The following is a 23,502-nucleotide window of genomic DNA, read 5'->3' on the forward strand; positions in this document are numbered from 1 at the left end:
GTATCGTAGAGATTGCTATGAAGACAGGATTTAGTTCCGGGAGTTATTTTGGCAAAATATTTCGCAGACATATGAATTGTACTCCGAAAGAGTACAGGAAAAATTGACATCCTGCACAAAATCTGTTATGATAGCAGTTGAGACTAATGAGTATCCTTTACTTGATGTCAGGTAAAGGGTATTTTTTTTGAGTAAATTTTTGATTAAAGGAGTTTTATGGAAGAAACAAGATTTGAAGAATTGGGACTTTGTCCCGAAATTATGAAAGCAATTAAGAATATGGGTTTTGAGGAGGCTTCCCCGATTCAGGCGAAAGCAATTCCTGTTATGAGAACTGGAAAGGATATTATCGGTCAGGCACAGACAGGAACCGGAAAGACAGCAGCTTTCGGCATCCCGCTTCTGGAGAAGATCGATCCTAAGAATAAAAAGCTTCAGGCAGTTGTACTCTGCCCGACCAGAGAACTCGCTATCCAGGTGGCGGAGGAGATCCGTAATCTGGCAAAATATATGCATGCGATTAAAGTACTTCCTATCTATGGAGGACAGGAGATCGTAAAACAGATCCGTTCCCTTAAGAGCGGTACACAGCTGATCATTGGAACACCGGGACGTGTGATGGACCACATGCGCCGCAAGACGATCAAGATGGAAGATGTTCATACAGTCGTACTGGATGAAGCGGATGAAATGCTGAATATGGGATTCCGTGAGGACATCGAGACGATTCTGGAAGGGGTTCCAGAGGACCGTCAGACAGTGTTATTCTCAGCAACAATGCCGCAGGCAATTCTGGATATTACAAAGAAATTCCAGAAGGACGCCCAGCTTGTAAAAGTAACAAAGAAAGAACTTACTGTACCGAATATCGAACAATATTATTATGAAGTAAGACCGAAAAATAAAGAAGAAGTGCTTGCAAGACTGTTGGATATCTATACACCAAAGCTGTCCGTAGTATTCTGTAACACAAAGAGACAGGTAGACCTTCTTGTAAACGGACTGCTCGGAAGAGGCTACTTTGCGGCCGGACTTCATGGTGATTTGAAACAGGCACAGCGTGACAGGGTTATGCAGGGATTCCGTTCCGGGAAAACTGACATCCTCGTTGCAACAGATGTGGCTGCCAGAGGAATTGATGTGGATGAAGTGGAAGCAGTATTTAACTATGACCTTCCACAGGACGACGAGTATTATGTGCACCGTATCGGAAGAACCGGAAGAGCCGGACGTGAAGGCCGCTCCTTCTCATTTGTTTCCGGAAAAGAAGTATATAAGCTGAAAGAGATCCAGCGTTACTGCAAGACGAAGATCTATGCACAAAAAGTTCCGTCACTGAACGATGTGGCAACGACTAAGATGGATAACATTCTTTCAGAGATAGACAGTGTTATAGAAACGGAAGACCTGACAAAATACCTTCAGGCAATCGAGAATAAGGTAAACGAATCCGACTATACAGCAATGGATATGGCAGCGGCGTTCCTGAAGATGAGTTCTGGTCAGAATGAAGTAAACCAGGAAGAAATGGACTTTGGCGATACAGGTGCTGAAGAAGCAGGAATGGTCAGACTCTTTATCAATATAGGAAAGAAAAACAAGGCAAAACCGGGAGATATTGTGGGCGCACTCGCAGGCGAGAGCGGAATTCCGGGAAAAGTGATCGGATCAATTGATATGTTTGATAAGTATACTTTCGTAGAAGTGCCGAGAGAGTATGCAAGGGATGTATTAAACGCAATGAATAACGCGAAGATCAAAGGAAAATCAGTGGCTGTCGAACCGGCAAACCAGAAATAAATCAGGCACCATGTTTAGAGAACGACATGATCATATAAGAATGGGTGTATCCGATGGAGCTGTCGCATCAATGATTAAAAAATCATAGATGCGGCAGTATCTTTTTACCATTTAATTGAGCATCATTGCGTAAATATCTGTTATTCAAAATAGTTTAAGTTGACGATATCTAAAATCCCTAATTGTGATGCGATATACTGTAGACCTGATTGAATTCTTTCACGGCTAAAACTATTTGCTAATAGAAATTCATCGGTCTGCTCGTTTAGATAGGCATAAAATAAAAGAGCTTTTTCTAAAGCCCGGCTTTCGTTGTTACCAACGCTCTGACATATCTTTTTTTCCACTTCATTGATTTTTCCGATATTAACCTGCCCCTGTAAGGAATTGAGCATTTTCTTATCTTCGTTTTTTAAAGTCTGTGACGTGATGTCTAGCGGGAATTCAGTATCTTTGTTAAAGACCAACCTACTAATTGTTCGGATAATATCCCTGTTCATACGCATTATATAGTCTTGCTCATACATTTGTCCATTTCTCCTTTTAGATCCATACAAATTTCCTTTTTACTTATTAATTATATATTACTGAAAAATGTATGAAGACTCAACAGTAACAAAATCATTTATTACTGGTCCTTGCCCTTTCTGATAGTCAAAGATATAATATCTATATTAAGTATAAACTTTATTACTGGAAAGGAAGTGGACTATGGGAGTGTATTTGAATCCGGAACCAAAACGATTTGCGGAAAGTATCGCCTCAGAAATATTTGTGGATAAGAGCCGTATGATATCATATACCAATTCAGTCATTGATACAGAACAGAAATATATCTGTGTCAGCCGCCCAAGACGCTTTGGAAAATCTATGGCGGTAGGTATGTTGTCTGCATATTATGGAAATGGTGAGACGCGGGACCTGTTTAAGGGACTCAATATTTCAAATGATCCGTCCTTTGATAAGTATCGTAACAGATATCAGGTTATTTCTGTAAACATGCAGGAGTTTTTGAGCAGAAGCAAAAATGTCGAGGACATGATAACACTTTTACAAAGAAAACTCACATGGGAATTAACAGGCAGCTTTTCAGGTATCAATTATTTTGACAAATCAGATTTAATCGAAGTGATGAATGATATTTATGCGTCAGTGGGCTCTACTTTTATTATATTGATTGACGAATGGGATTGTATTTTCAGGGAGTACAAGGATGATAAACGTGGGCAGAAACTGTATTTGGATTTTCTGAGATTCTGGCTGAAAGATAAGTCATATGTTTCACTTGCTTATATGACAGGGATTCTTCCTATAAAAAAATATGGTTCACATTCGGCACTTAATATGTTTACTGAATTTTCTATGACCAACCCCAAGGGTCTGGCGGAGTTTGTAGGTTTTACAAAAGATGAAGTACAGAATTTGTGTGAATGTTATGATATGGATTTCACGGAGATGAGGACATGGTATGATGGTTATGCCTTTCAGTCAGGACTATCAGTGTATAGTCCCAAATCCGTGGTAGAAGCCTTAAGATGGCGGACCTTTGACACATACTGGAATCAGACAGAGACATATGAAGCATTGAAAGTCTATATCCAGATGAACTTTAATGGGTTGAAGGATGCGGTGGTCCAAATGCTGGCTGGCGGAAGAATAAAAATTAATACAGCAAAGTTTTCAAATGATATGACGACATTCTCAAGCAGAGATGACGTATTAACTTTATTGGTCCATTTAGGATATCTGGCATATGATGGTGCTGCAGAATCTGTATTTATTCCAAATAAAGAAGTTAGTATGGAATATATTAATGCAATTGAGGACATTCACTGGGACGAGGTGATTCATGCAGTGAGAGATTCTGAACAGTTGTTGGAGGCACTCTGGCGTAAGGATGATCAGGCAGTGGCCACGGGGATAGACTCTGTGCATGAAAGTACATCTATATTGCAGTATAATAATGAAAATGCTCTTAGTTATACAATCGGACTTGCTTTTTATACAGCCCGTGAATATTATATGATCGTTCGGGAATTACCGGCGGGAAAGGGATATGCGGATATCTGTTTTATTCCAAGATCCAGTTATGCAGATAAACCGGCCGTGGTAATTGAATTGAAATGGGATAAGACCACAGAAGGTGCTATCAGACAGATTAAAGAGAAAAAATATACGGATGCCTTTGGATCATATACAGGAAAAATATTACTTGCAGGTATTAACTATAATAAAAAAACAAAGAAGCATGAATGTAAGATCGAAGAATATTATAAAGAATATTAAGAAATACGCGGCTGTCAAACATAAATTTAAATGAGACAGCCGCGTATTTTTGTTTTGCAGAATAATTATACTAAAGAAAAACCTGTTTGAAATCACCCTTTGATGACTGTTCCGGCCTTCCCCTTCAGTCCTTCTTTCATCTTATCGAAAGATGTGATCAGTGCGCTGCGCCCATCTGCTTTTTCGATGAATTCAACGGCAGCGCGGAATTTTGGATACATGTTGTAGATCCCGAAGTGTCCCTCTTCCATGTATGTTTTTGCCTGTTGGAGGCTGATCTCACCGAGCTTCTCTTCATTCGGCTGCCCAAGGTTGATGCATACCTGTTCAACACTTGTCAGGATGATGAGTTCATCCGCATTGACACCCTCGGCAAGCTTTCCCGCTGTTAAGTCTTTTTCGATTACTGCACTTGCACCTTTTAAGTGGTTGTCCTGCTCCAGTACAGGAATACCGCCGCCTCCGCATGCGATAACGACCTGATCGGCATCCAGCAGTGCTTTGACTGCGTCCAGTTCGACGATCTTGACCGGATTTGGTGCGGATACGACACGCCGGAATCCCTTTCCGGGTTCCTCCACCACATAATTTCCTTTTTTCCGTTCCTCATTTGCCTCCTCGGCTGTCATATAACGTCCGAGGACCTTCGTCGGTGTATAGAATGCTTCATCATAAGGATCTACAATAACCTGAGTCAGAACAGTGCTGACTGTACGGTAAATACCGCGGTTGAGCAGTTCCTCCCGGATTCCGTTCTGGAGGTCATATCCGATGTAACCCTGGCTCATGGCAGAGCAGACAGACATGGGAGCTGCAGTATAATCATCATGTGCCTTTCCAAACTCGTTCATGGCCGTATGAATCATGCCGACCTGCGGCGCGTTGCTGTGCGTAATGACAACCTGATAACCTTCTTCAATTAAATCTGCGATTGATTTTGCTGTATTTTTTACGGCTACCTTCTGTTCCGGGAGAGTGGTTCCCAAAGCACGGTGTCCTAATGCGACTACTACTCTTTTCTTCATAAATTAAGTCCCTCTGTTTCTTATTAGATTTGTTACCTTCAAGTATATAGTGAATTATATTATTTTTCTGATAAAAAAGCAACGATTAACGGCTAAAGTTCGACTACGCGGTAACGATGCCCGGTATATTTCAGAAATTTCTTCAGGATGTCATCCGTCTTAATCTTCAGGCTGGAGGTGTTGATGCAGGGATGGCAGCCTATATATTCCTGATTCAGGAGTTCCTTATCCACCAGCAGGTCTACATACCAGTCTTTATCATTCATTAATCCCAGCACACTGACAGACCCGGGAGTAATATCCAGATATTTTTCCATAAATTCCGGTTCTGCAAAAGAAAGGCGTGAGATTCCCAGTTGACTTGAGAGATCCTTCGTATAGAACTTCTTTTCTCCTGGCATCAGAAGCAGAAAGAAGGTGGTCTTCTGACGGTTGCGCAGAAAAAGATTCTTGCACGGCATGATTCCCAGTTCCTTTTCGATCGCCTGGCAGGCCTCGATTGTCGGCGCAACATCGTGGTCCACTCCTTCGTACGGAATGCCCAGTTTGTCCAGTGCATCGTAGACCCGTATCTCTTTTTCGAGCCGGCCCGTACAATCAGGTTTTGAGGTAAAATGATCCTTGCTTACAAATATTTCATCCATAATAAAATCCTTTCTGTCTCATTGTATCTTTTTTAAAATATATTATTCAAACAAACATGTTCTACACTTTTGTAAAAAATAGTCCCGGCGCCATGAGCTCACTCATTAATTCGGGATGTGTGAGTGCATAGAGAAAATCTGTGGCAAATAAAAGGCACAGCAGTAGACATATCGAAAACTTCAGGTAGTCAGGAAGCCTTTGGAAGAGCTCATCCCATCGTGGTGCCAGATAGTACAAAAAAGCGCATCCAAGCATTGCAAAGAAAATAGCACCGCCAAGGAATGTTTTTCCATTCAAGTTCAGGAAATAACCGGTGTAATCCGCAGATGCGATATCATATTCATATTCCATCAGCCAGTTCATGAGATATTCGATCAGGGAGTAAACTGCCATCATAGCGATAAATGCAGGAATCGGCTTATGGGCAAATTTCTGAATAAATATCAATAGGATAAGTCCACAGACACCATAAAGAGGTATCCAGGGGCCTGTCAGGTAACTACGGTTCAGGAAGACCCCGTCACGAATGATATGTATAAAGCTTTCCAGAACCCATCCAAAGACAGAGAATGCAAAAAACAAAAACACACAGGATAAAAATCCATATTTTTTATTCTCGTGTCTGGGCGGCCTCACGGCACGTGCAGGCGGCTGGATAGAATATAGAAAGACAGGATACTGCTCGGGTTCAAAGTATGAAATCTTCGTATAAGGCCCCTCTGAATCATCATAGAGGGCCTTGCTGATTAAAAGTTCATCCTCTGACGGAACCTGTTCCAGAAGCCTGTCATTGAACGCCTCATATCCGGGAGCGCGGGACAGAACATAATTACGCCTAAGCTCCATATAAAGCTCGGCGTCTGTTCCTGTCTTATACGGATTTACAAACAAAAAGTCCAGCACCCCAAGAGTCAGGGGTGCAAGGATATTCCATCCAAGGAAAGAAAAATGCAATTTAAACATCTTCCACTTATTCCCCCGCATCAGTTGTTTGGAAAGCTGGAAAGCATCCTTACGTTCAATTGCCGGGTTCTCAGCGAGGATAAACGGAATCATGCTATATTCAAAGTATTTAATAATCCCTCCGGCAATTGTGAGGTTCCACAGAGTCTGGAAAAAAGAACGGCAGAACATGACCCAGACCGGATTATAGATATATCTCAATTTGTATAGGAAAAAAATCTTACTGATCCTCGTCCGGTGATAATTGCGGGCCTCCAGAAAAAATCTCCGCTCTCCTACCAGAATTGGATTTGCAATTAAAAACTGGTAAAAAAAAGCCAGAAATGCTCCTGTGATCAGGAAAGCAGAAGAAAGGTGAAAGTCATGGGTCAAAATATCATTAGCGGCCCTCAGAGCAGAGAAAAAAATAGACTTCCCGCTCGTATAAGTATCAATAATAATTTCGGCAGCCCTGGTCAAAGGAGAATCCATGATGGAGGCAGAGTCATCTGTTATTTGTTCCACTGTATCGGCAATTAAGACAGAATTAGAAGTGCCGGCGGCAACATCAGAGTGCTCCGGCACTGTATGCGTGGCAGGCTCATACTGGTTCACAAATATAGTAGAAGAAGTATAAGCAGTCGTAAGCATAGCCGTCAGAAAACATACAGCAACCATACGCCAGTAATTAAATTTCAAAGATTCTCTCGTTCTTATCTTTAGTGCTTTTCTCTTCCACATAAGGGAGCCCTCCGCAGAAAACAGGTTATTACTCTATTATAGTAAAGAACACAAAATTAAGCAATGAAGAATTTAGGGGGGAGGGCGAAGGGAGGACGCTTGCGGCATCCCGCCCCCTCTCCCCCCAAGACGCGTACCTCATTCCCCAGTTTGAATTTACATATTTCAATTTAGATTTTCCATGTTTATTTTGCCCGGGTTCCGTTACTATTTGTTTAAACGAAGGAGGGAGGAAACAGCATGGGACAGACAATATTGGAACTGCATGATATTGTGAAGACGTTTCCCGGAGTTCTGGCGCTGAATGGTATTAATTTTAACCTGCTTAGCGGTGAAATCCATGCGATCTGCGGTGAAAACGGGGCAGGGAAATCTACGCTGATGAAGGTTGTCTGCGGGGTTCATGAGGCGGACAGCGGAACAATGATCGTGAATGGTAAGCAGGAGAATTTTTCGAACCCGATGGAGGCATATGAAAAGGGGGTGTCGATTATCTTTCAGGAGACGAGCCTGTTTGAAGAGATGACAGTTCTGGATAATATGTTCCTCGGGCATGAGATGACGAAAAAGGCGGGGCCTTTGCAGATTATTGACTATGGGGCGATGCGCAGGGAGGCCGAAAAGATATTTCAGCGTCTGAATACGAAGATTCATATGGATGCACAGATTAAAACCCTTGGAATGGCACAGAAGCAGATGGTGGAGATCGCGAAGGCGCTGACCTTTGATGCGAATATTATTATTTTCGATGAACCGACTGCATCACTGACGCAGCGTGAGGTAACGGCGTTGTTCCAGATTATCAATGATTTGAAGGCGAGCGGCCTCGGAATCGTGTACATCAGCCACAGAATGGAAGAAATTTTCGAATTGTGTGACCGGGTGACTGTGATCAGGGACGGACAATATATTTCAACGAAAAATATCGCCGAGACCAGTAAGGACGATCTCGTGGCAGATATGGTCGGACGTAAGATGGGAAGTTATTACCCGAAGTCAGAGACAAAGATCGGGGAGGAAATCTTCCATGTGGAAGGGTACTATGATGAGGGATTTCTGGAAGACATCAGTTTCTATGTAAGGCGCGGGGAAATCCTTGGATTTGCGGGGCTGGCCGGGGCCGGCAGGACGGAGCTGATGGAATCGATCTGTGGATTCACAGGGCGTGCGGCAGGCACGATGTGGCTGGAAGGAAAACCACTTGAAATTAAGAACTATAAACAGGCAATGGAGAACGGGATTGTTTATGTATCAGAGGACCGCGGAAAGTACGGCCTGATCGTTGATATGACGATACAGCAGAATATTTCCCTTCCGCAGCTGGAGCGTTTCAAGAAAGGCCCGGGGTTTCTGGATGAGAAGAAAGAGAGTGAAAAAGGCAGGGAGTACATAGAGGAAGTCGGAATAAAAGCACCGTCACCGGATTTCCTTGTCGCGAACCTTTCAGGAGGCAACCAGCAGAAAGTGTCCGTGTCAAAAGCACTTGCACTTGATCCAAAGCTTTTGATTCTGGATGAACCGACACGGGGGGTAGACGTCAATGCAAAGGCGGAGATCCATAAGATCATCAGTGAACTGACCCAGAAAGGGCTGACGATTATTATGATTTCCTCAGAGCTTCCGGAACTGATCGGGATGTGTGACAGAATCTATGTCATGAAAGACGGATACATTGCAGGATGCTTCGACAGAGAGGATGTTACACAGGAAAAGATCCTGACCGTTGCGCTGGAATCAAAGAAAGAGAGGCAGGAGGGGTAAGAGATGAATGAGAAGAAAAAGAAAGCGTCTTTTCTGACGACAGAATTTTACCTTGCGCTGTTCCTGATTCTGGTGCTTGCGTTTCTCGGAGTTGCGGCAAGAGATTTTTATTCCATCAACAATATCATGAGCCTGCTGAATACGTTCAGTTACATTCTGATCTCAGCGATTGGCATGAATATGATTATTATTACATCCAATATTGATGTATCCACGGGTGCGCTCATTTCCGTAGTATGCCTGTTCACCGCGGCAATCGGCAAGACAGGGGTGCCGTTCGCAGGTCTTCTTCCGGCAGCGATGCTGATGGGAGCTGTTTTAAGCACCATGAACGGGCTGTTTATTACAAAGATGAAGATACCGGCAATCGTGGCAACGCTCGCTACGACACAGATATTTCAGGGGGTGCTCCCGCTTCTGGTGGAAGGTTCCATTTACGATCTTCCGGCAAGCTTCACATGGCTGGCATTTGACGCCAAGGTTTTCGGGATCATTCCGGCAAGCGTTCTGATCTGCCTGATTGTAACCGTGATAGCACTCATATTTATGAAATACTCCAAGTTTTCAAAGAAGATATATGCGATCGGCAACAATGCGAAAGGAGCCCGGCTTGCAGGTGTAAATGTAAACAAGACAATTGTTATTACTTATGCCATTGCAGGGGCACTGTTTGGTATATCGGCCGTGATCATTGCGACGGCAGGACAGAGAGTGACGAACACAATGGGAACCGGGCTTGAGATGACATTTATCGCAGCGGTTGTACTGGGTGGAACAAGCACGGCCGGGGGCTCCGGGAAAATTATCGGAACGGTGATAGGGGCATTTATTCTGGCAATGATCGCCCCGGCAATCAATTATCTCGGAATCAGCCCGAACTGGTCTGACGCAGTAAAGGGAGCTATCATCATTATCTCTGTCGTCGTGAGCGGGGCCAAATATCTGAAGAAAAAGAGAGTCATCCATAAGGGCAGCACAGTTGAGGCAGGAGGTGGTGCATCATGAAGAAAATAATGAAGTTCTCCTTCAATAAGGCATTGTTCCTGATCTGGCTGGTTATATTTATCGGTATTTCAATTAAAAGTCCGTCCTTTTTGACTGCGCCTTATATCATCAACGTTATGCTTAGAAATATCGTAGAGATCGGGATGGTCGCACTTCCGATGACACTGATTATTATTACAGGGGGAATCGACCTGTCTGTAGGAAATACCATGATCCTGTCAGCCATGCTCGGCGGGATCGCCTATACAAAATGGGGGACCGCGGCAGCGGTGCTCGCAACCGTACTGACCGGTGCAGCCTGCGGACTTTTGAATGGCGTTATCATAGCAAAGGCAAAAATATCCGCAATGGTAACGACACTGGCGACAATGTATCTGTTCCTGGGTCTGGCAAGGGGCATTTCAAAGGGAGACAGTGTGTATTCATACGGTTTCGCGGAAGCACTTGGAAACACGTCCCTGGCCGGGCTTCCGATACAGATCTGGATTTATATACTGCTGGCCGTGATATTTACACTGCTGCTTGGGAAGGGATTGTTCGGAAGAAAACTTTACAGTATCGGACTGAATGTGAATGCAACCAGATATTCAGGCGTGAATACAGACCGGATGCTGATCATCATTTACACTGTATGTGGGATTATATGCGCACTGGCAGCGTTTATCTTCCTTGGCAGATTCACGAGTGTTAAGTATGACGCGGGAACAAGCTTCAACTTAAAAGTTATTACCATCGTCGTGCTGGGCGGAACAAGCATCATGGGCGGTGTCGGTGACATGAAGGGAACGATCCTTGGAACGCTGATCATTGCAACATTGAACAGTGGCCTGACGGTTATGAACATACCGATCGATGTGCAGACGATTGTACAGGGAGTTGTCCTGATCATAGCACTGATCGCATGTGCTGTTGTGACAGAACGGTCCAAAAAGAAACGAATCATAAAAGTAGACACCGGGCAGACGGTAAAAGCAGAACCGGTGTAAAAAAGATTGTAATACGCAAGTATTATATATACAATAAAAAGGAAAGGAAAGAGGAAGAAGTATGAAAGCAAAAGAATTAATGAAAAGGGCAGCAGGCGGAGCGTTAGCAGCAGTTATGGTATTGTCTATGCTGACAGGATGTTCGAAGACAGAGGCACCGAAAGCAGAGACGAAGACGGAGGATGATGCCTCCAAGGATGCGAAAGATTCTGATGGCGATATGACAATCGCAATGCTTCCGAAATTCAAAGGCGAGAACTATTTCGATGCCTGTAAGACAGGCGCGCAGGAAGCAGCAGATGAACTGGGAATCACTCTTTTGTATGACGGACCTTCTCAGGATCAGGCGACAAACCAGAAACAGGTTGATATTCTGGAAGGATGGATCGCACAGGGCGTAAACGTTATCGTAGTGTCACCTAACGATCCAACAGCAATTGCACCAACGCTGAAGAAAGCACAGGATGCAGGAATCAAGGTTGTAACTTTTGATGCGGATGCCCAGGAAGATTCCAGAGATATCTTTGTGAACCAGATCACGGCAGAGAGTGCGGCAAAAGGCCTTCTTGACGGTGCGGCAAATGATCTGAAAGCAAAGGGATACGGTGCAGATAAAACAGCAAACATCGCTCTTGTATCCAGTTCAGGAACAGACGCAAACCAGAAAGCATGGGAAGATGCCATTAATGCACTTCTTGAAACAGATGACTATAACTTCATGAAGATTAAGAACAAAGAAACAGATGTATATTATCCGGGAACAGACGAGACGAAGGTAAACAGCGAATGTGCAACATTGATCGGACGTATGGGTGAAGGCGAAGATAAGATTCAGGCTGCAATCGGTCTGTCCTCTATGGCAACACCTGCACTTGGCGCCCAGTATCAGTCGGCATCCAGCAAACCGGACGCGAAAATCGTTTCCATGACAGGGCTTGCTACACCAAACGCATTGAAGACATACATCAAAGATGATGAAAATCCTCTGAACTCAGGTGTACTCTGGAATTGTATGGACCTTGGATATCTTGCGGTACAGACAGCATACCAGTTATCAGAAGGAACCATCACACCAGATGCAACAACAATTGATGCAGGAAGACTCGGTGCAAAAGATATCGTTGATGCACAGTGTGTATTAGGAGATGCCCTTGTATTTGATGCATCCAATGTAGACGAATTCGATTACTAAAAGAATACATACCTGCCGGGCGGCATGGGGGTTTTGCTTCGCGGGCAGGGTATCATAAAGGGGGATGCTGTACAACATGCAGCAGCCCTCATTGTGCTATAGACAGGGAGTGGAATAAACATGAAAAAACAGAAGGCCGGGACAAAGCTGTCTATTACTTATGCGGTTTTTATCATTGTGCTGATTACGATAGTGGCAATTGTGTTTTATCGGTATAACCGTGATACGATATATGATGACGGGGTCAGCAACCTGATACAGACGACGAATGCTACAATGGAACAGATTGATAACCGGCTGACGAATATGGAGCAGGCCTCCATTGATGTGTTTACAAATTCCAATTTCCTGGAGCAGTGGCAGGAATACCAGAGGGGATGGAATCAGGGGACGGGGAGGAATGTAAAAAGAATTCTTACAAACGCTTATAAAAATAAATCGGATATCCGGCGGGTGGCTGTCTATGACAAGAAAGGCAGTTATATCTGTACGGGAAATGTGGAGACGGACAGGCAGCAGGTGATTCGGCGCGTGGAACACCTGGAGGAAAAATACAGCTTTAAGGAGGCTGACAGCAGGGTGTTTTTAGGACCGTCCGAAGATTTCTGGGAACCTTCGACAAACGCGAAAGTTATCACTGAGATTAAACCGGTGAAGACGCCTGCGAAGGAGATTGTCGGTTATATAGAAGTACAGCAGAATTATTTTTATATCCGGAATATCTGTGACGTGAAGTGGAGCGGGTATGACCTGAATACGATGGTTTTCATCGGAGACCATGCAGATCTGTTTTATGCAGACGTTACATGGAAAAAGCCGGAGAAACAGATCCAGTATTTTGCCGAACTGACGGAGCAGTATGTAAAGGTAAAGGACACCGGAGAAGAGATCGTAACGATGGCAAGTTCCAACTATTATCCCAGCCGGACGGTAATTGTACTGCCGAAAAAAGTCCTGTATAAGTCGATGAGGACCACGATTCAGGGAATCATCATGGTTGCGGTGATACTGATTGCATTTACGCTGTGTTATATTCTGTTTGTGACGAAGAAAATCATGCAGCCGATTGACACATTCGTGAAACGAATGCAGGTGACCCGTCTCGAGAATTTTACAGAACACCAGCCTACGAAGAACATGGACTGGGAGACACGGATTCTGCTGAAGGCGTTTGAAGACATGGCGGACCGCCTGCGGGAGTCGATGGAACGCCAGCAGCAGATGGCCGATGTCCAGACGAAAACACTGTTCAGTATCCTGCAGTCAGAGATCAGTCCCCACTTTATGTACAATACCCTTGGCAGTATTGCCAATATGTGTGAGAACGGAGAGCGGGAGGAGGCGGCAAATGCCTGCTACAGCCTCTCGGAGATCATGCGGTATGCATCAGATTACACGACCGTGGAAGTGACATGGCAGGAGGAACTGGACAATCTCAAGGCATATATGTCGATCATGAAGAGCAGATACCGGCAGCGGCTGGATTATGAGATTACAGTGGATGGGAATCTGGATTATTTTATGCTTCCCAAAGTAACGTTCCAGCCGATTGTGGAGAATGCGATTAAATACAGCCTTCTCGAATCCGAACATGTACTGATACAGATTTATGTTGTGGAATTTGACGGGTATGCAATTGTGGAGATCAAAGATAACGGCTGTGGAGTGACACAAGAAGATATTGAGCTTGTGAAGAGCCGGATCGAGACATTTTACAGGGATCACGGGTCAAGGGAGATCAGCGAGAATATTCAGTTTGGGGGAATGGGATTAAGCGGTACACTGATCCGGCTTTCTATTTTCTTTGGGGATGGTTTTTCATATGAAATACTGGGAAGAAATGATGCCGGAGGTACGACAATCGTTTTGAAGATGAAGCTGGAATAACAGGGGGGCTTAAAAGTATGTACAAAGTATTGTTGGTGGATGATGAGCCTGCTATACTGGAGGCAGAGAAGCGGGCAATAGACCAGAGGATCAGGGATTTTGAAGTGGCGGCGGAGGCTTATTCCGTGGACCGGGGGATTGAAATTTTCAATGAGATCCATCCCGATGTCGTACTTACGGATATGAAGATGCCGCGCAAAAGCGGGATAGAGCTGATTAAATACATCGGCTCCCAGGAAGACAAACCGGCAGTATGCATCGCCGTCAGCGGGTATTCAGATTTTCATTATGTGCACGATGCATTTATGTATGGGGGATTTGATTACCTGCTGAAACCAATTGAACCGGCGAAGATTGAAGAACTGTTTGGAAGGATCAGGCAGCTTCTCTTATCCATGAGAAATGATGCGGACAGTCCAATAATCACTACGGAGAAGCCGTCTGGAAAAGAACTGGTGGCAATGATCGAGCACTATGTAAGAAGCCACCTGTCGGAGGACAACAGCATCATACGCATCTGCGGCAGATATACGATCAGCCAGCCATATCTGAGCAGGATTTTTAAAAAATATAAGAACTGCACTTATAATGAATATATTATTAATCTGAAGATCAGTGAGGCCAAAAAGCTTCTGGAGCGGCATGACTGCCTGATCGGGGAGGTAGCTGAAACACTCGGCTTCACCGACCAGTTTTATTTCAGTAAAGTATTTAAAAACAGCGTGGGGTGTACACCGCGCGAGTACCGGAAGAAGTTTTCAGAATAATAGATTTTGGATGATACAAAATAAGGAGGAACCAGATATGACAAATAGAGAGCGTGAGCAGGCAACACTGAATTTTAAAAGACCAGAGGGGAGGGGGACGGTCGCGGAGACTTTCTATCCCTGGGTGCTGACGACAGACCGTTTTAAGGAGGAAGGTATGCCTGCTAAGATTGCAGACGGGGCAAAGGATATTACAAATAATATCGTAGGCAACAAAGCGAACCAGACTGAAAAGTATCTGGCTGTAGAATGGGGGGAGGGCGTCATGGAGTACGAGAAGTACCTCGGTTTCGACCCTGTCAGAAGGATACATTTCGTGCTTCCGTTCAGGCGTTTTGAAGAAAAGATTGTAGAAGAGACGGCTGAACATATCATCAAACAGGATATCTACGGCAGACAGGTAATTAAAAATACAGGGTCGGACCTGAAACTGGACTATAAACCTGTGATTGAGACACAGGAAGACTGGGACCGCCTGAAGGAACACGCGGAAAAAGAGCTGGAGGAGTATTTTACGGACGAACTGATTGAGGCGGCGTACGGCCCGCTCGTGGAAGGGCACGAGAGAGGAGATTATTCGATCCGGCTGAATATCGAGGGATTCTTCTGGGTTCCAAGGGAACTGATGGGGATCGAGGCCCATATGTTTGCCTTTTATGATGAACCAGAGCTGATGCATGATATTAATGAATATATCCTGAAGATTTATCAGACCAAATTACTGAAAGTGATTGATCTGGTCAGGCCGGATGTGGTCTACCTTATGGAAGACCTTAGCGGGAAGAACGGCCCGATGGTATCACCGGAATGCTTTGATGAGTTTGTCGGGGCATATTATAAGAGGCTGATCCCCCTGTTAAAAGAGCATGGTGTGGGGAATGTGTTTGTAGATACGGATGGGGACTTTGCCCAGCTGATTCCGAATTTTATGGCAGCAGGCGTCGACGGTTTCCTTCCGATGGATGTGAATGCAGGAATGGATATCGTAGCAGTCAGAAAGCAGTTCCCGACATTAAAATTTATCGGGAGTTTTAACAAACTGGAGATCGCAAAAGGCCCTGAGGCGATTGACAGGGAGTTTGAACGCATTCTTCCGGTTATCCGCGGCGGCGGGTACATACCGGGATCAGACCACCAGGTGGCGCCGTCCACGTCTTTGGAGAATTATAAATACTATATCAGTAAATTGAAAGAGGTCATGGAACAGGCTGGGGCTGACATACAGTAATCTAGGAAATGTTGAAGTGCTGAGGTGGGGGATTCCCCACCCGGCTTTTTTCGGGTTGCTTTTTCTGATATTCATTAGGTGTATATAAAGTATATTTCTTAAAAACGGTTGAAAAATAACTGCTGGTTGTAAAGTTTAACAGCATTGCAGTTTCTGTAACCGTTTTTCCTTCCATTAAAAGCGTTTTTGCATATTCTATTTTCTGTTGATTAATAAAATGTCTGGGAGCAATGCCCAGCTGTTTCTTGAACTTTTGCTTAAACTGCGAGCAGGACAAGTTCGCCAGCGCTGCCAGAGAATCCAGAGACAAGTCTGAAGTAATATTATTATCGATAAACTCCAGAACTGTTTTGATATCCGGGGAAATCTGGGACAGTTCCTTTTTGGAATACATGACGATCAGTTGTAAAAATAGCTGCAAAAGTGAGCTGGTCATTTGTATCTCGGTCCCTCCTAATGCAAGTTTAAAAGCCGTTTCTATGATAGGAAGGGTTTTTTTGATTTCGGTCCGGATTACATGCCGTGGAATAGAATATAGTTTCAGGATGAGTTCACGTGCAGCTTCAGGATTTAAAAATAAAAAATGATTCTCATCACTGATATCAAGCTGAAACCAGTATAGTTCACCGGTCGTCACGGGAACCTGGTTCGTACCATGTACTTCGTCAGGATGGGAGAGGAATACTTCCCCGCCTGAGAATGGATAGTCCTTTTCCAAGGTAGAAAAAGTAAAAGTACCCTGTCCGGGCATCGAAAATTCAAAGGCATTATCATGACAATGCCAGTTGAGTGAAGGTATCGCGTTGTACAGTGCATGGTGTCCGAAGACACGTATGCCGGGGATATGAAGCTGTTCTTCAGTAAGTACAATTCTGCCTTTTGTAAAGAGATAGTCATCATGCCAAATAGGGAAAGTGCCCATGAAAATCCTCCTTGTGAAATATATATATTTAAATTTGTACGCTGTATGGAATTGGTGGCAGTACAATTTTAGAAATTATATAATATGAATTACAAGAAGTCAATAATTATAAGGTCATTAAGAGGAGGACTAAGAATGTTTGAACCAGATTACAGAAATATTGTAAATTGTGCGTGGAATAAAGAAGCGGAAAGACTGCCATTATATGAACATAATGTAGCCCCTGATAAGATTGGAGAAATTACAGGGGTGGATATGCTGTCCCTGTTCGAGGGAGATGAAAAAGATATCCATGAATTTTTCCGGGTCTACTGTAATTTTTTCAAGGAGCATGGATATGATGTTGTAACCTTTGAAAGCTGCATTGGCAAGATTATGCCCGGCGCAGGCGCATTGGGGGACAGCCGGGTGATACCGGTCATTCAGAATGAGGATGACTTTCAGGCATATCCATGGGATGAGATTGAAGAATACTATTTTCGGGAATACGGAAAATACTTTCAGGCGCTCAGGGATGAGATGCCGGAAGGGATGAAGGCAATCGGCGGCGTGGGAAACGGTATATTTGAATGTGTGCAGGACCTGACAGGCTATCAGGGACTTTGCTATATCTCCGCAGATGATGAAGAGTTATATCAGGAATTGTTTCGGAAAGTGGGGGAGACAAATTTAAGAATCTGGAAGAGATTTATGAAAGAATATGGTGACATATACTGTGTTCTGCGGTTTGGGGATGATATGGGATATAAGAGCAGTACCCTGCTGTCCACTGATGATATCAGAAATCTGATATTACCTCAGTATAAGCCGATTGTAGACTTGGTGCACAGCTATAAGAAACCGTTTCTCCTTCACTCCTGCGGGAAAATATTTGATGTGATGGAAGACCTGATAGAGAAGGTGGGGATTGATGCAAAGCATTCTAATGAAGACCAGATTGCTCCGTTTCCGGTTTGGGTGGAAAAATACGGGAACAGAATAGGAAATTTTGGCGGGGCTGATGTTGACGTAGTATGTAATTATTCAAAACCGGAACTCAAAGAGTACATTTTAGATGTCATCGCAAAGAGTAAAAATCATGGCGGATTTGCCTTCGGGACAGGAAATTCCATTCCTTCTTATGTTCCCTCAGACAGTTACCTGAATATGATTGAAATTGTGAGAGAATACAGGGGGGATTTTAAGTCAAATACCCTGTAGAAAGCTATTGGGAATCAAAAATAGAGACGGCCAGATGCTTCTGGTTTGTAATAAGTGACATCTGGGCGTATGAATTAGGGTGTGTCTGATAATCGGCAGGTTATCAGACACACCCTAATTCTCTATATACGCATTTGTAGATTTTCTATAAAACAAAAATATTTGAACCATCTGCTAGAATATATAGTCCAAAGAAAAACGACGGGAAATTATAATAGAATCAAGAAAACAATTGATTAGAATATAAAGGAGCGGGTATATGAACAGCAGGGAACGCGTGATGGCAGCGATTCGCCACCAAAAGGTAGACAGGATACCAATGTTTATGGATTGCACAACGTTAGATGTAACAGAGGCTCTTGTCAAAGGACTGGGATGTCTGACAGAGGAAGAAATGCATAAAAAATTACAGATCGACTGTAGATGGTGCGTATGTATGGATGATTTTATTAGCAGAAATGCGTATGAGGAAGGAACCTTTTTCGATATGTGGGGAGTCGAAAAGACTGTCTACGGAGGGATTCCTGCTGCTCATCCGCTGTCACATCTGGAAAGCATAGAAGATATAGAAAATTATAGACATTGGCCTGATCCGGACCAGATTGATTATGATAAATATATTGAGAAAATGGAGCAGTTTCAGGACTATGCCGTGTTCGGCGGGATGTGGAGCCCCTTTTTAGAGCAGGCTTCTATGCTGGTAGGAATGGAGAATCTAATGATGCTAATGTACGATGATCCTGAACTGGTAGAGGCCCTTTTGGATAAAATCGTCAATTTTTATCTGGAATGTAACAAAAGAATGTTTGAAAAAGCAGGTAATCTGATGCAGATTTATTTTATGGGTGATGACTATGGGACACAGAACAGCCTGCTTTACAGCCCGGATATGTTTCGCAGGTTTATTAAGCCAAGGCTGAAAAAACTGTATGATTTGGCGAAAAGCTACGGGTATGTCGTGCAGCAGCATTCCTGCGGAAGTGTTGTAAAGATTATTCCGGACCTGATTGAAATCGGGCTGGATGGGCTGCATCCGATTCAGGTTTCAGCGGCAGGGATGGAATTAAAGGAGATAAAACGGCAGTTTGGTAAACAGTTGTACTTTGCTGGTTCAATGGATGCCATGCACCTCCTGATTGATGGGACAGATGAAGAGGTGGAAGAGAGGATAAAGGATACAATGTCCTTATTTGACAATGGAGGATTCATATTCGGGCCGTCTCAGGGATTTCTGCCGGAGATACCGACAGAGCGGATTATAAAAATGTATGAGCTTGGCTGTTTTTATGGAAATAAGGGAGAGAAATAATGGGAGAATATTTGATACCTGGTTTTGGAAAGTTGGATGAAAAAAGTGGATTTATTAATCAGCTTGTGTGTAGTGACGGGCAGTTCTGTACGGGAAAAGACGGCGTAAATGCAATCTATCGGACAGGGGATAAAAAGGTTGAGCTGATTTGTTTCGCAGACAGGACAATTGCATATATCAATTCTTCAGTTGGATATAGTGCATACTATCCAGTTTACCCGATTGCCAGGGAGAAAACAAAAGCAGTCCTGATGGATTTAGACGGAACTACAGTGAAAAGCGAGGAATTCTGGATTTGGATTATCGAAAAGACCGTTCAGAGCCTGCTGGAGAATCCCAAGTTCTCATTATCAGATTCGGATATTCCTTTTGTATCAGGGCATAGTGTTACGGAACATCTGAAATACTGTATTGATAAATATTGTCCCGATAAGCTCATTGAAAAGGCAAGGGAATTTTATTTTTACCATACCAATTTAGAGATGAAGAACATCATGGAAGGCAAAGGGCGCCCCAATGCTTTTGTTCCTACACCGGGAGCAAAGGAATTCCTTCTGAGGCTGAAAGAAAAAAATATGAAAATCGGGCTTGTAACCTCTGGTCTCTATGAAAAGGCATATCCTGAAATTCTATCAGCATTTCAGACAATGGGGATGGGAGATCCAAAAGAATTCTATGACAGTATCATCACGGCGGGAACGGCCTTGGGAAAAGGCAGGACCGGAACGATGGGTGAGCTGGAAGCAAAACCGCATCCGTGGCTCTATGCGGAGACTGCTAATATCGGCTTAGGAATCCCGTTCGGGCAGAGAGGGCAGGTTATTGGAATTGAGGACAGCGGCGCCGGGGTTAGTTCAATCCGTCTGGCGGGATATTATACAGTAGGAATCGGCGGAGGCAATATAAAGCAGAGCGGAACACTGGGCATGTGTAATTCATATTGCGAGACATTTGATGAAATATTAGAACTGCTGTAGAGAGGAGAGAAAATGAGCGGGAAAAAAATAAATTATATTATCCCACATACACACTGGGACAGGGAGTGGAGATATCCTATCTGGAAGAACAGGATGCTTTTGATTGAATTTATGGAGGAACTGTTGGAAATTCTGGATACCAATCCGGATTATCACTGTTTCCTCCTGGACGGGCAGGTGGCTCCGATTGAGGATTATCTGGAAGTAAAGCCGGAGAACAAAGCAAAGGTAGACAGCTATATTGCAGAAGGGCGCATTGCGGTGGGACCGTGGTATACGCTGCCGGATTTATACCCTCTGGACGGAGAATGTCTGGTGAGAAATCTTCTAAAAGGAATTCGCGTATCCGAAAAGCATGGCAGATGTATGAAGGTTGGGTATAACTCTTTTGGGTGGGGGCAGACTGCACAGTTTCCGCAAATCTACAACAAATTTGGAATTGATTTTATCATCTGTGCGAAGAAAGTATCTAAAGACCGTGCCCCGGAAAGCGAATTCATGTGGGAAGGGCCGGATGGAACCAGAATGCTTACAACCAGGCTTGGAGACAATGCCAGGGCGAATTTCTATTTTTATACATATTTATATGGCAAGTATGGAATTAACTGTCTGAGCGGAGAGTTTGCCTATCACCCAAGGCTTTCCGGCATGGCTGTGCACAATGCGGCAGCAGGACATGCGGATGAGGATTTCTTCATGGTTTCTTCCAAGATGAATTATGAGAAGGAATGGCTGGAAAAGGGATTTCTGGATACTGAGAAAGGAACAGAGGATACAGTGGCGAAAGATAACCGCCTTTATCTGGACGGAACTGACTTTTCTACACCGCATCCAGAGCTGACAGATATGCTGCAGGATCTGAAGGAAATCTTCCCGGAACAAGAATTTATGAATACACGGTTGGAAGAATATGCGGAAAAGATGCATGAAATAATTGATAAAGACAGCCTGAAAACGGTATTTGGGGAGCTGCGGGACGGGCCGTCCTGTGATTGTTCGGGAAATGCACTGGCTTCCCGTATGTATCTCAAGCTGTTGAATAAAAAGGCAGAGAATCTGCTGATTCGTAAAGCAGAACCGTTTATGGCGGTTAATTTCCTGCTAGGAAATGGTTATGAGTCCGGATATTTGGGAAAAGCATGGGACTATATGCTGAAAGCCCATCCTCATGATTCTATCAACGGTGTGACGCAGGATAAGACGGCAGATGATGTGGAATACAGGCTGAATCAGGCAGTTGAGATGGGACAGGTGCTGTGTGACCATGCCGCATATGGTGTAATCAGACAATTGAACTTTGGAGATGAGCACGAGGGAAAGCAGGCACTGGTTGTTTTTAATCCCCACCCATTTGAAATAGAGGAAGTCTGCAAAGTAATGGCTGCAACGCCAAGAGAAGATGCTGTGTGGAGTCTGGAAGCGCAGGATATGTATGGAAACAGGCTGAAGACTCAGGAAATTATGAGAGATGAGAAGTCCTTTCCGGTTCATGACATGGAGGCAAGACCGTGGCCGTACGCAGCGGACAGACATGAATTCTATGTGGAGACCGGAGTGATTCCGGCGATGGGATATAAAACTATTTTTCTGGAACCAAAGAGCCGCTTCTCAAGAACACACTATTACTGGATGGAAATGAGAAAATCAGAAGGCTGCGATATATGTGTTTCCGATAATATTTTGGAAAATGAGAATCTGAAAGTAACCGTGAACTTTAACGGTACAATGAATATGCTGGATAAAGCTGGCGGTGAGGTGTATGAGAACCTGCACTATTTTGAAGATGCGGGGGATGTGGGCAACTATTGGGCATATTACCCCCCGTACCACAATCAGATATATACAACACTGACAGAATCTGCGCAGGTATGGTGTGAAGATAACGGTCCGTTATCTGCGACACTGGGAATCTGTTACCGTATGATGCTTCCGGCAGCAGGATTTGAATCCAAATGCGGTGTGTATGGAGAAGGAAAGCGAAGTGAAGAAAAGAAGGCATTTGAAATTGTATCCTATATTACTCTGGAAAAAGGCGCAAAGAGTCTGAAGGTTAGGACAGTCGTGGAGAATAATGTAGAGAATCATCGTTTAAGAGTTGCATTCCCGACAGGGATACAGGCAGAAACCGTGGACACGGCAGGGCATTTCTGTGTAGATAAGCGTCCCGCCCATCCGGTGAAAGACCAGAACGGTGAGTTCTATCCGGAGATGCGGACCCTGCCAATGCAGATATTTGCAGATGTCAGTGATCCCCACAGGGGGCTGGGGATCGTCAACAGCTGTTTTACCGAGTACGAGATGAAAGATGACCAGACACTGTATATGACACTGTTCCGGGCTATGGGCAATATGATTGTGACATGGTGGGAGGCAGTCGGGGAATTCCCAGGTAAGAAGGGAAGCCAGCTTCAGAGAAAGATGGAGTTTGAGTATGCAATCTATCCGCACAAAGGCAGCTGGGAGGAAGCACAGGTATACGCGGAAGCAAGAAAAATCAACACACCGGTCATGATATATCAGGTAATAGGCGGCAAGGGGGGAAGTCTGCCTCTGGAGCAGGAATTCCTGCGGATTGACAGCAAAAACCTTCAGGTTTCCGCGTTTAAAAAGAGTGAGGACCGGGAGAGCCTGATTCTCAGAGTTTACAATCCGACAGGAAAAGTAATCCGTACACAGATAGGGCTGAATGTACCGGGATTCAAAGCAGGCAGAGTGACAGAGTGCAATATGAATGAGGAGCCAACTGAAATAACATGTGCGGTTACGGATAATGTATGGGAAACAGAAGTCGGAGTCAATGAAATTAAAACGTTTGAGATTGTATAAGAG

Annotated in this window: 19 protein-coding genes; 14 read left to right on the top strand and 5 right to left on the bottom strand. The window is 44.1% G+C overall.

Annotated features, from left to right (window positions below):
• Nucleotides 1-11 precede the first annotated feature (11 nt).
• Entirely contained in the window at nt 12-107 is a 96-nt protein-coding gene (locus tag A8806_RS27090; RefSeq protein ID WP_334294008.1) for a helix-turn-helix domain-containing protein, read from the top strand.
• Between the two features lie 109 nt (nt 108-216).
• Complete coding sequence (locus tag A8806_RS25100; RefSeq protein ID WP_109733902.1) at nt 217-1,800, top strand: DEAD/DEAH box helicase; 1,584 nt, start codon at nt 217-219, stop codon at nt 1,798-1,800.
• Between the two features lie 140 nt (nt 1,801-1,940).
• Here A8806_RS25100 and A8806_RS25105 read toward each other — a convergent pair whose 3' ends face one another.
• On the bottom strand, nt 1,941-2,327 hold the full coding sequence (locus A8806_RS25105) for a DUF6483 family protein (RefSeq protein ID WP_109733903.1): 387 nt from the start codon (nt 2,325-2,327) through the stop codon (nt 1,941-1,943).
• 184 nt (nt 2,328-2,511) lie between these two features.
• Between A8806_RS25105 and A8806_RS25110 the strand changes: the two genes are divergently transcribed.
• Complete coding sequence (locus tag A8806_RS25110) at nt 2,512-4,086, top strand: AAA family ATPase (RefSeq protein ID WP_109733904.1); 1,575 nt, start codon at nt 2,512-2,514, stop codon at nt 4,084-4,086.
• Between the two features lie 92 nt (nt 4,087-4,178).
• Here the strand turns inward: A8806_RS25110 and arcC are convergent, their stop codons facing one another.
• The 3 genes from arcC to A8806_RS25125 form a co-directional block, all read right to left on the bottom strand.
• The gene (gene arcC, locus A8806_RS25115) at nt 4,179-5,111 is read right to left on the bottom strand and encodes a carbamate kinase (RefSeq protein WP_109733905.1); all 933 of its coding nucleotides are present in this window, start codon (nt 5,109-5,111) and stop codon (nt 4,179-4,181) included.
• Between the two features lie 92 nt (nt 5,112-5,203).
• Nucleotides 5,204-5,755, bottom strand: coding sequence for a prolyl-tRNA synthetase associated domain-containing protein (locus tag A8806_RS25120; RefSeq protein WP_109733906.1), 552 nt, complete (start codon nt 5,753-5,755; stop codon nt 5,204-5,206).
• Nucleotides 5,756-5,816: 61 nt separating this feature from the next.
• Nucleotides 5,817-7,439: a DUF975 family protein gene (locus A8806_RS25125; RefSeq protein ID WP_109733907.1), complete on the bottom strand. Its 1,623-nt coding sequence runs from the start codon at nt 7,437-7,439 to the stop codon at nt 5,817-5,819.
• A 240-nt stretch (nt 7,440-7,679) separates the two neighbouring features.
• On the opposite strand from A8806_RS25125, the gene A8806_RS25130 reads away from it, so the two are divergent.
• The 7 genes from A8806_RS25130 to A8806_RS25160 all read left to right on the top strand — a co-directional run bounded on the left by A8806_RS25130 (nt 7,680) and on the right by A8806_RS25160 (nt 16,265).
• Nucleotides 7,680-9,200, top strand: a complete 1,521-nt coding sequence (locus tag A8806_RS25130; protein ID WP_109733908.1) for a sugar ABC transporter ATP-binding protein — start codon at nt 7,680-7,682, stop codon at nt 9,198-9,200.
• 3 nt (nt 9,201-9,203) lie between these two features.
• A complete protein-coding gene (locus tag A8806_RS25135) occupies nt 9,204-10,205 on the top strand; it encodes an ABC transporter permease (RefSeq protein WP_109733909.1) in 1,002 nt (333 codons plus the stop codon).
• On the top strand, nt 10,202-11,191 hold the full coding sequence (locus A8806_RS25140) for an ABC transporter permease (RefSeq protein WP_242996270.1): 990 nt from the start codon (nt 10,202-10,204) through the stop codon (nt 11,189-11,191). Before A8806_RS25135 ends, A8806_RS25140 begins: the two co-directional genes overlap by 4 nt.
• Nucleotides 11,192-11,252: 61 nt before the next feature.
• Complete coding sequence (locus tag A8806_RS25145) at nt 11,253-12,383, top strand: autoinducer 2 ABC transporter substrate-binding protein (protein WP_109733911.1); 1,131 nt, start codon at nt 11,253-11,255, stop codon at nt 12,381-12,383.
• Between the two features lie 120 nt (nt 12,384-12,503).
• Nucleotides 12,504-14,270 (top strand): sensor histidine kinase, encoded by a 1,767-nt coding sequence (locus A8806_RS25150; protein WP_109733912.1) that lies wholly within the window; start codon nt 12,504-12,506, stop codon nt 14,268-14,270.
• A gap of 17 nt (nt 14,271-14,287) precedes the next feature.
• A complete protein-coding gene (locus A8806_RS25155; RefSeq protein WP_109733913.1) occupies nt 14,288-15,037 on the top strand; it encodes a response regulator transcription factor in 750 nt (249 codons plus the stop codon).
• A 37-nt stretch (nt 15,038-15,074) separates the two neighbouring features.
• Nucleotides 15,075-16,265: a uroporphyrinogen decarboxylase family protein gene (locus tag A8806_RS25160; protein ID WP_109733914.1), complete on the top strand. Its 1,191-nt coding sequence runs from the start codon at nt 15,075-15,077 to the stop codon at nt 16,263-16,265.
• 1 nt (nt 16,266) lies between these two features.
• On the opposite strand, the gene A8806_RS25165 is transcribed toward A8806_RS25160, so the two are convergent.
• A complete protein-coding gene (locus A8806_RS25165) occupies nt 16,267-17,187 on the bottom strand; it encodes a helix-turn-helix transcriptional regulator (RefSeq protein WP_109733915.1) in 921 nt (306 codons plus the stop codon).
• 135 nt (nt 17,188-17,322) lie between these two features.
• On the opposite strand from A8806_RS25165, the gene A8806_RS25170 reads away from it, so the two are divergent.
• The 4 genes from A8806_RS25170 (at nt 17,323) to A8806_RS25185 (ending at nt 23,499) form a co-directional block, all read left to right on the top strand.
• On the top strand, nt 17,323-18,387 hold the full coding sequence (locus tag A8806_RS25170; RefSeq protein WP_109733916.1) for a uroporphyrinogen decarboxylase family protein: 1,065 nt from the start codon (nt 17,323-17,325) through the stop codon (nt 18,385-18,387).
• A 259-nt stretch (nt 18,388-18,646) separates the two neighbouring features.
• Entirely contained in the window at nt 18,647-19,696 is a 1,050-nt protein-coding gene (locus A8806_RS25175; protein WP_109733917.1) for a uroporphyrinogen decarboxylase family protein, read from the top strand.
• On the top strand, nt 19,696-20,673 hold the full coding sequence (locus tag A8806_RS25180) for an HAD family hydrolase (RefSeq protein WP_109733918.1): 978 nt from the start codon (nt 19,696-19,698) through the stop codon (nt 20,671-20,673). Before A8806_RS25175 ends, A8806_RS25180 begins: the two co-directional genes overlap by 1 nt.
• A gap of 12 nt (nt 20,674-20,685) precedes the next feature.
• Nucleotides 20,686-23,499: an alpha-mannosidase gene (locus A8806_RS25185; RefSeq protein ID WP_109733919.1), complete on the top strand. Its 2,814-nt coding sequence runs from the start codon at nt 20,686-20,688 to the stop codon at nt 23,497-23,499.
• Nucleotides 23,500-23,502 lie beyond the last annotated feature (3 nt).

Origin of the sequence: Faecalicatena orotica (genome assembly GCF_003149245.1) — a bacterium.
GTDB lineage: Bacteria > Bacillota > Clostridia > Lachnospirales > Lachnospiraceae > Faecalicatena_A > Faecalicatena_A orotica.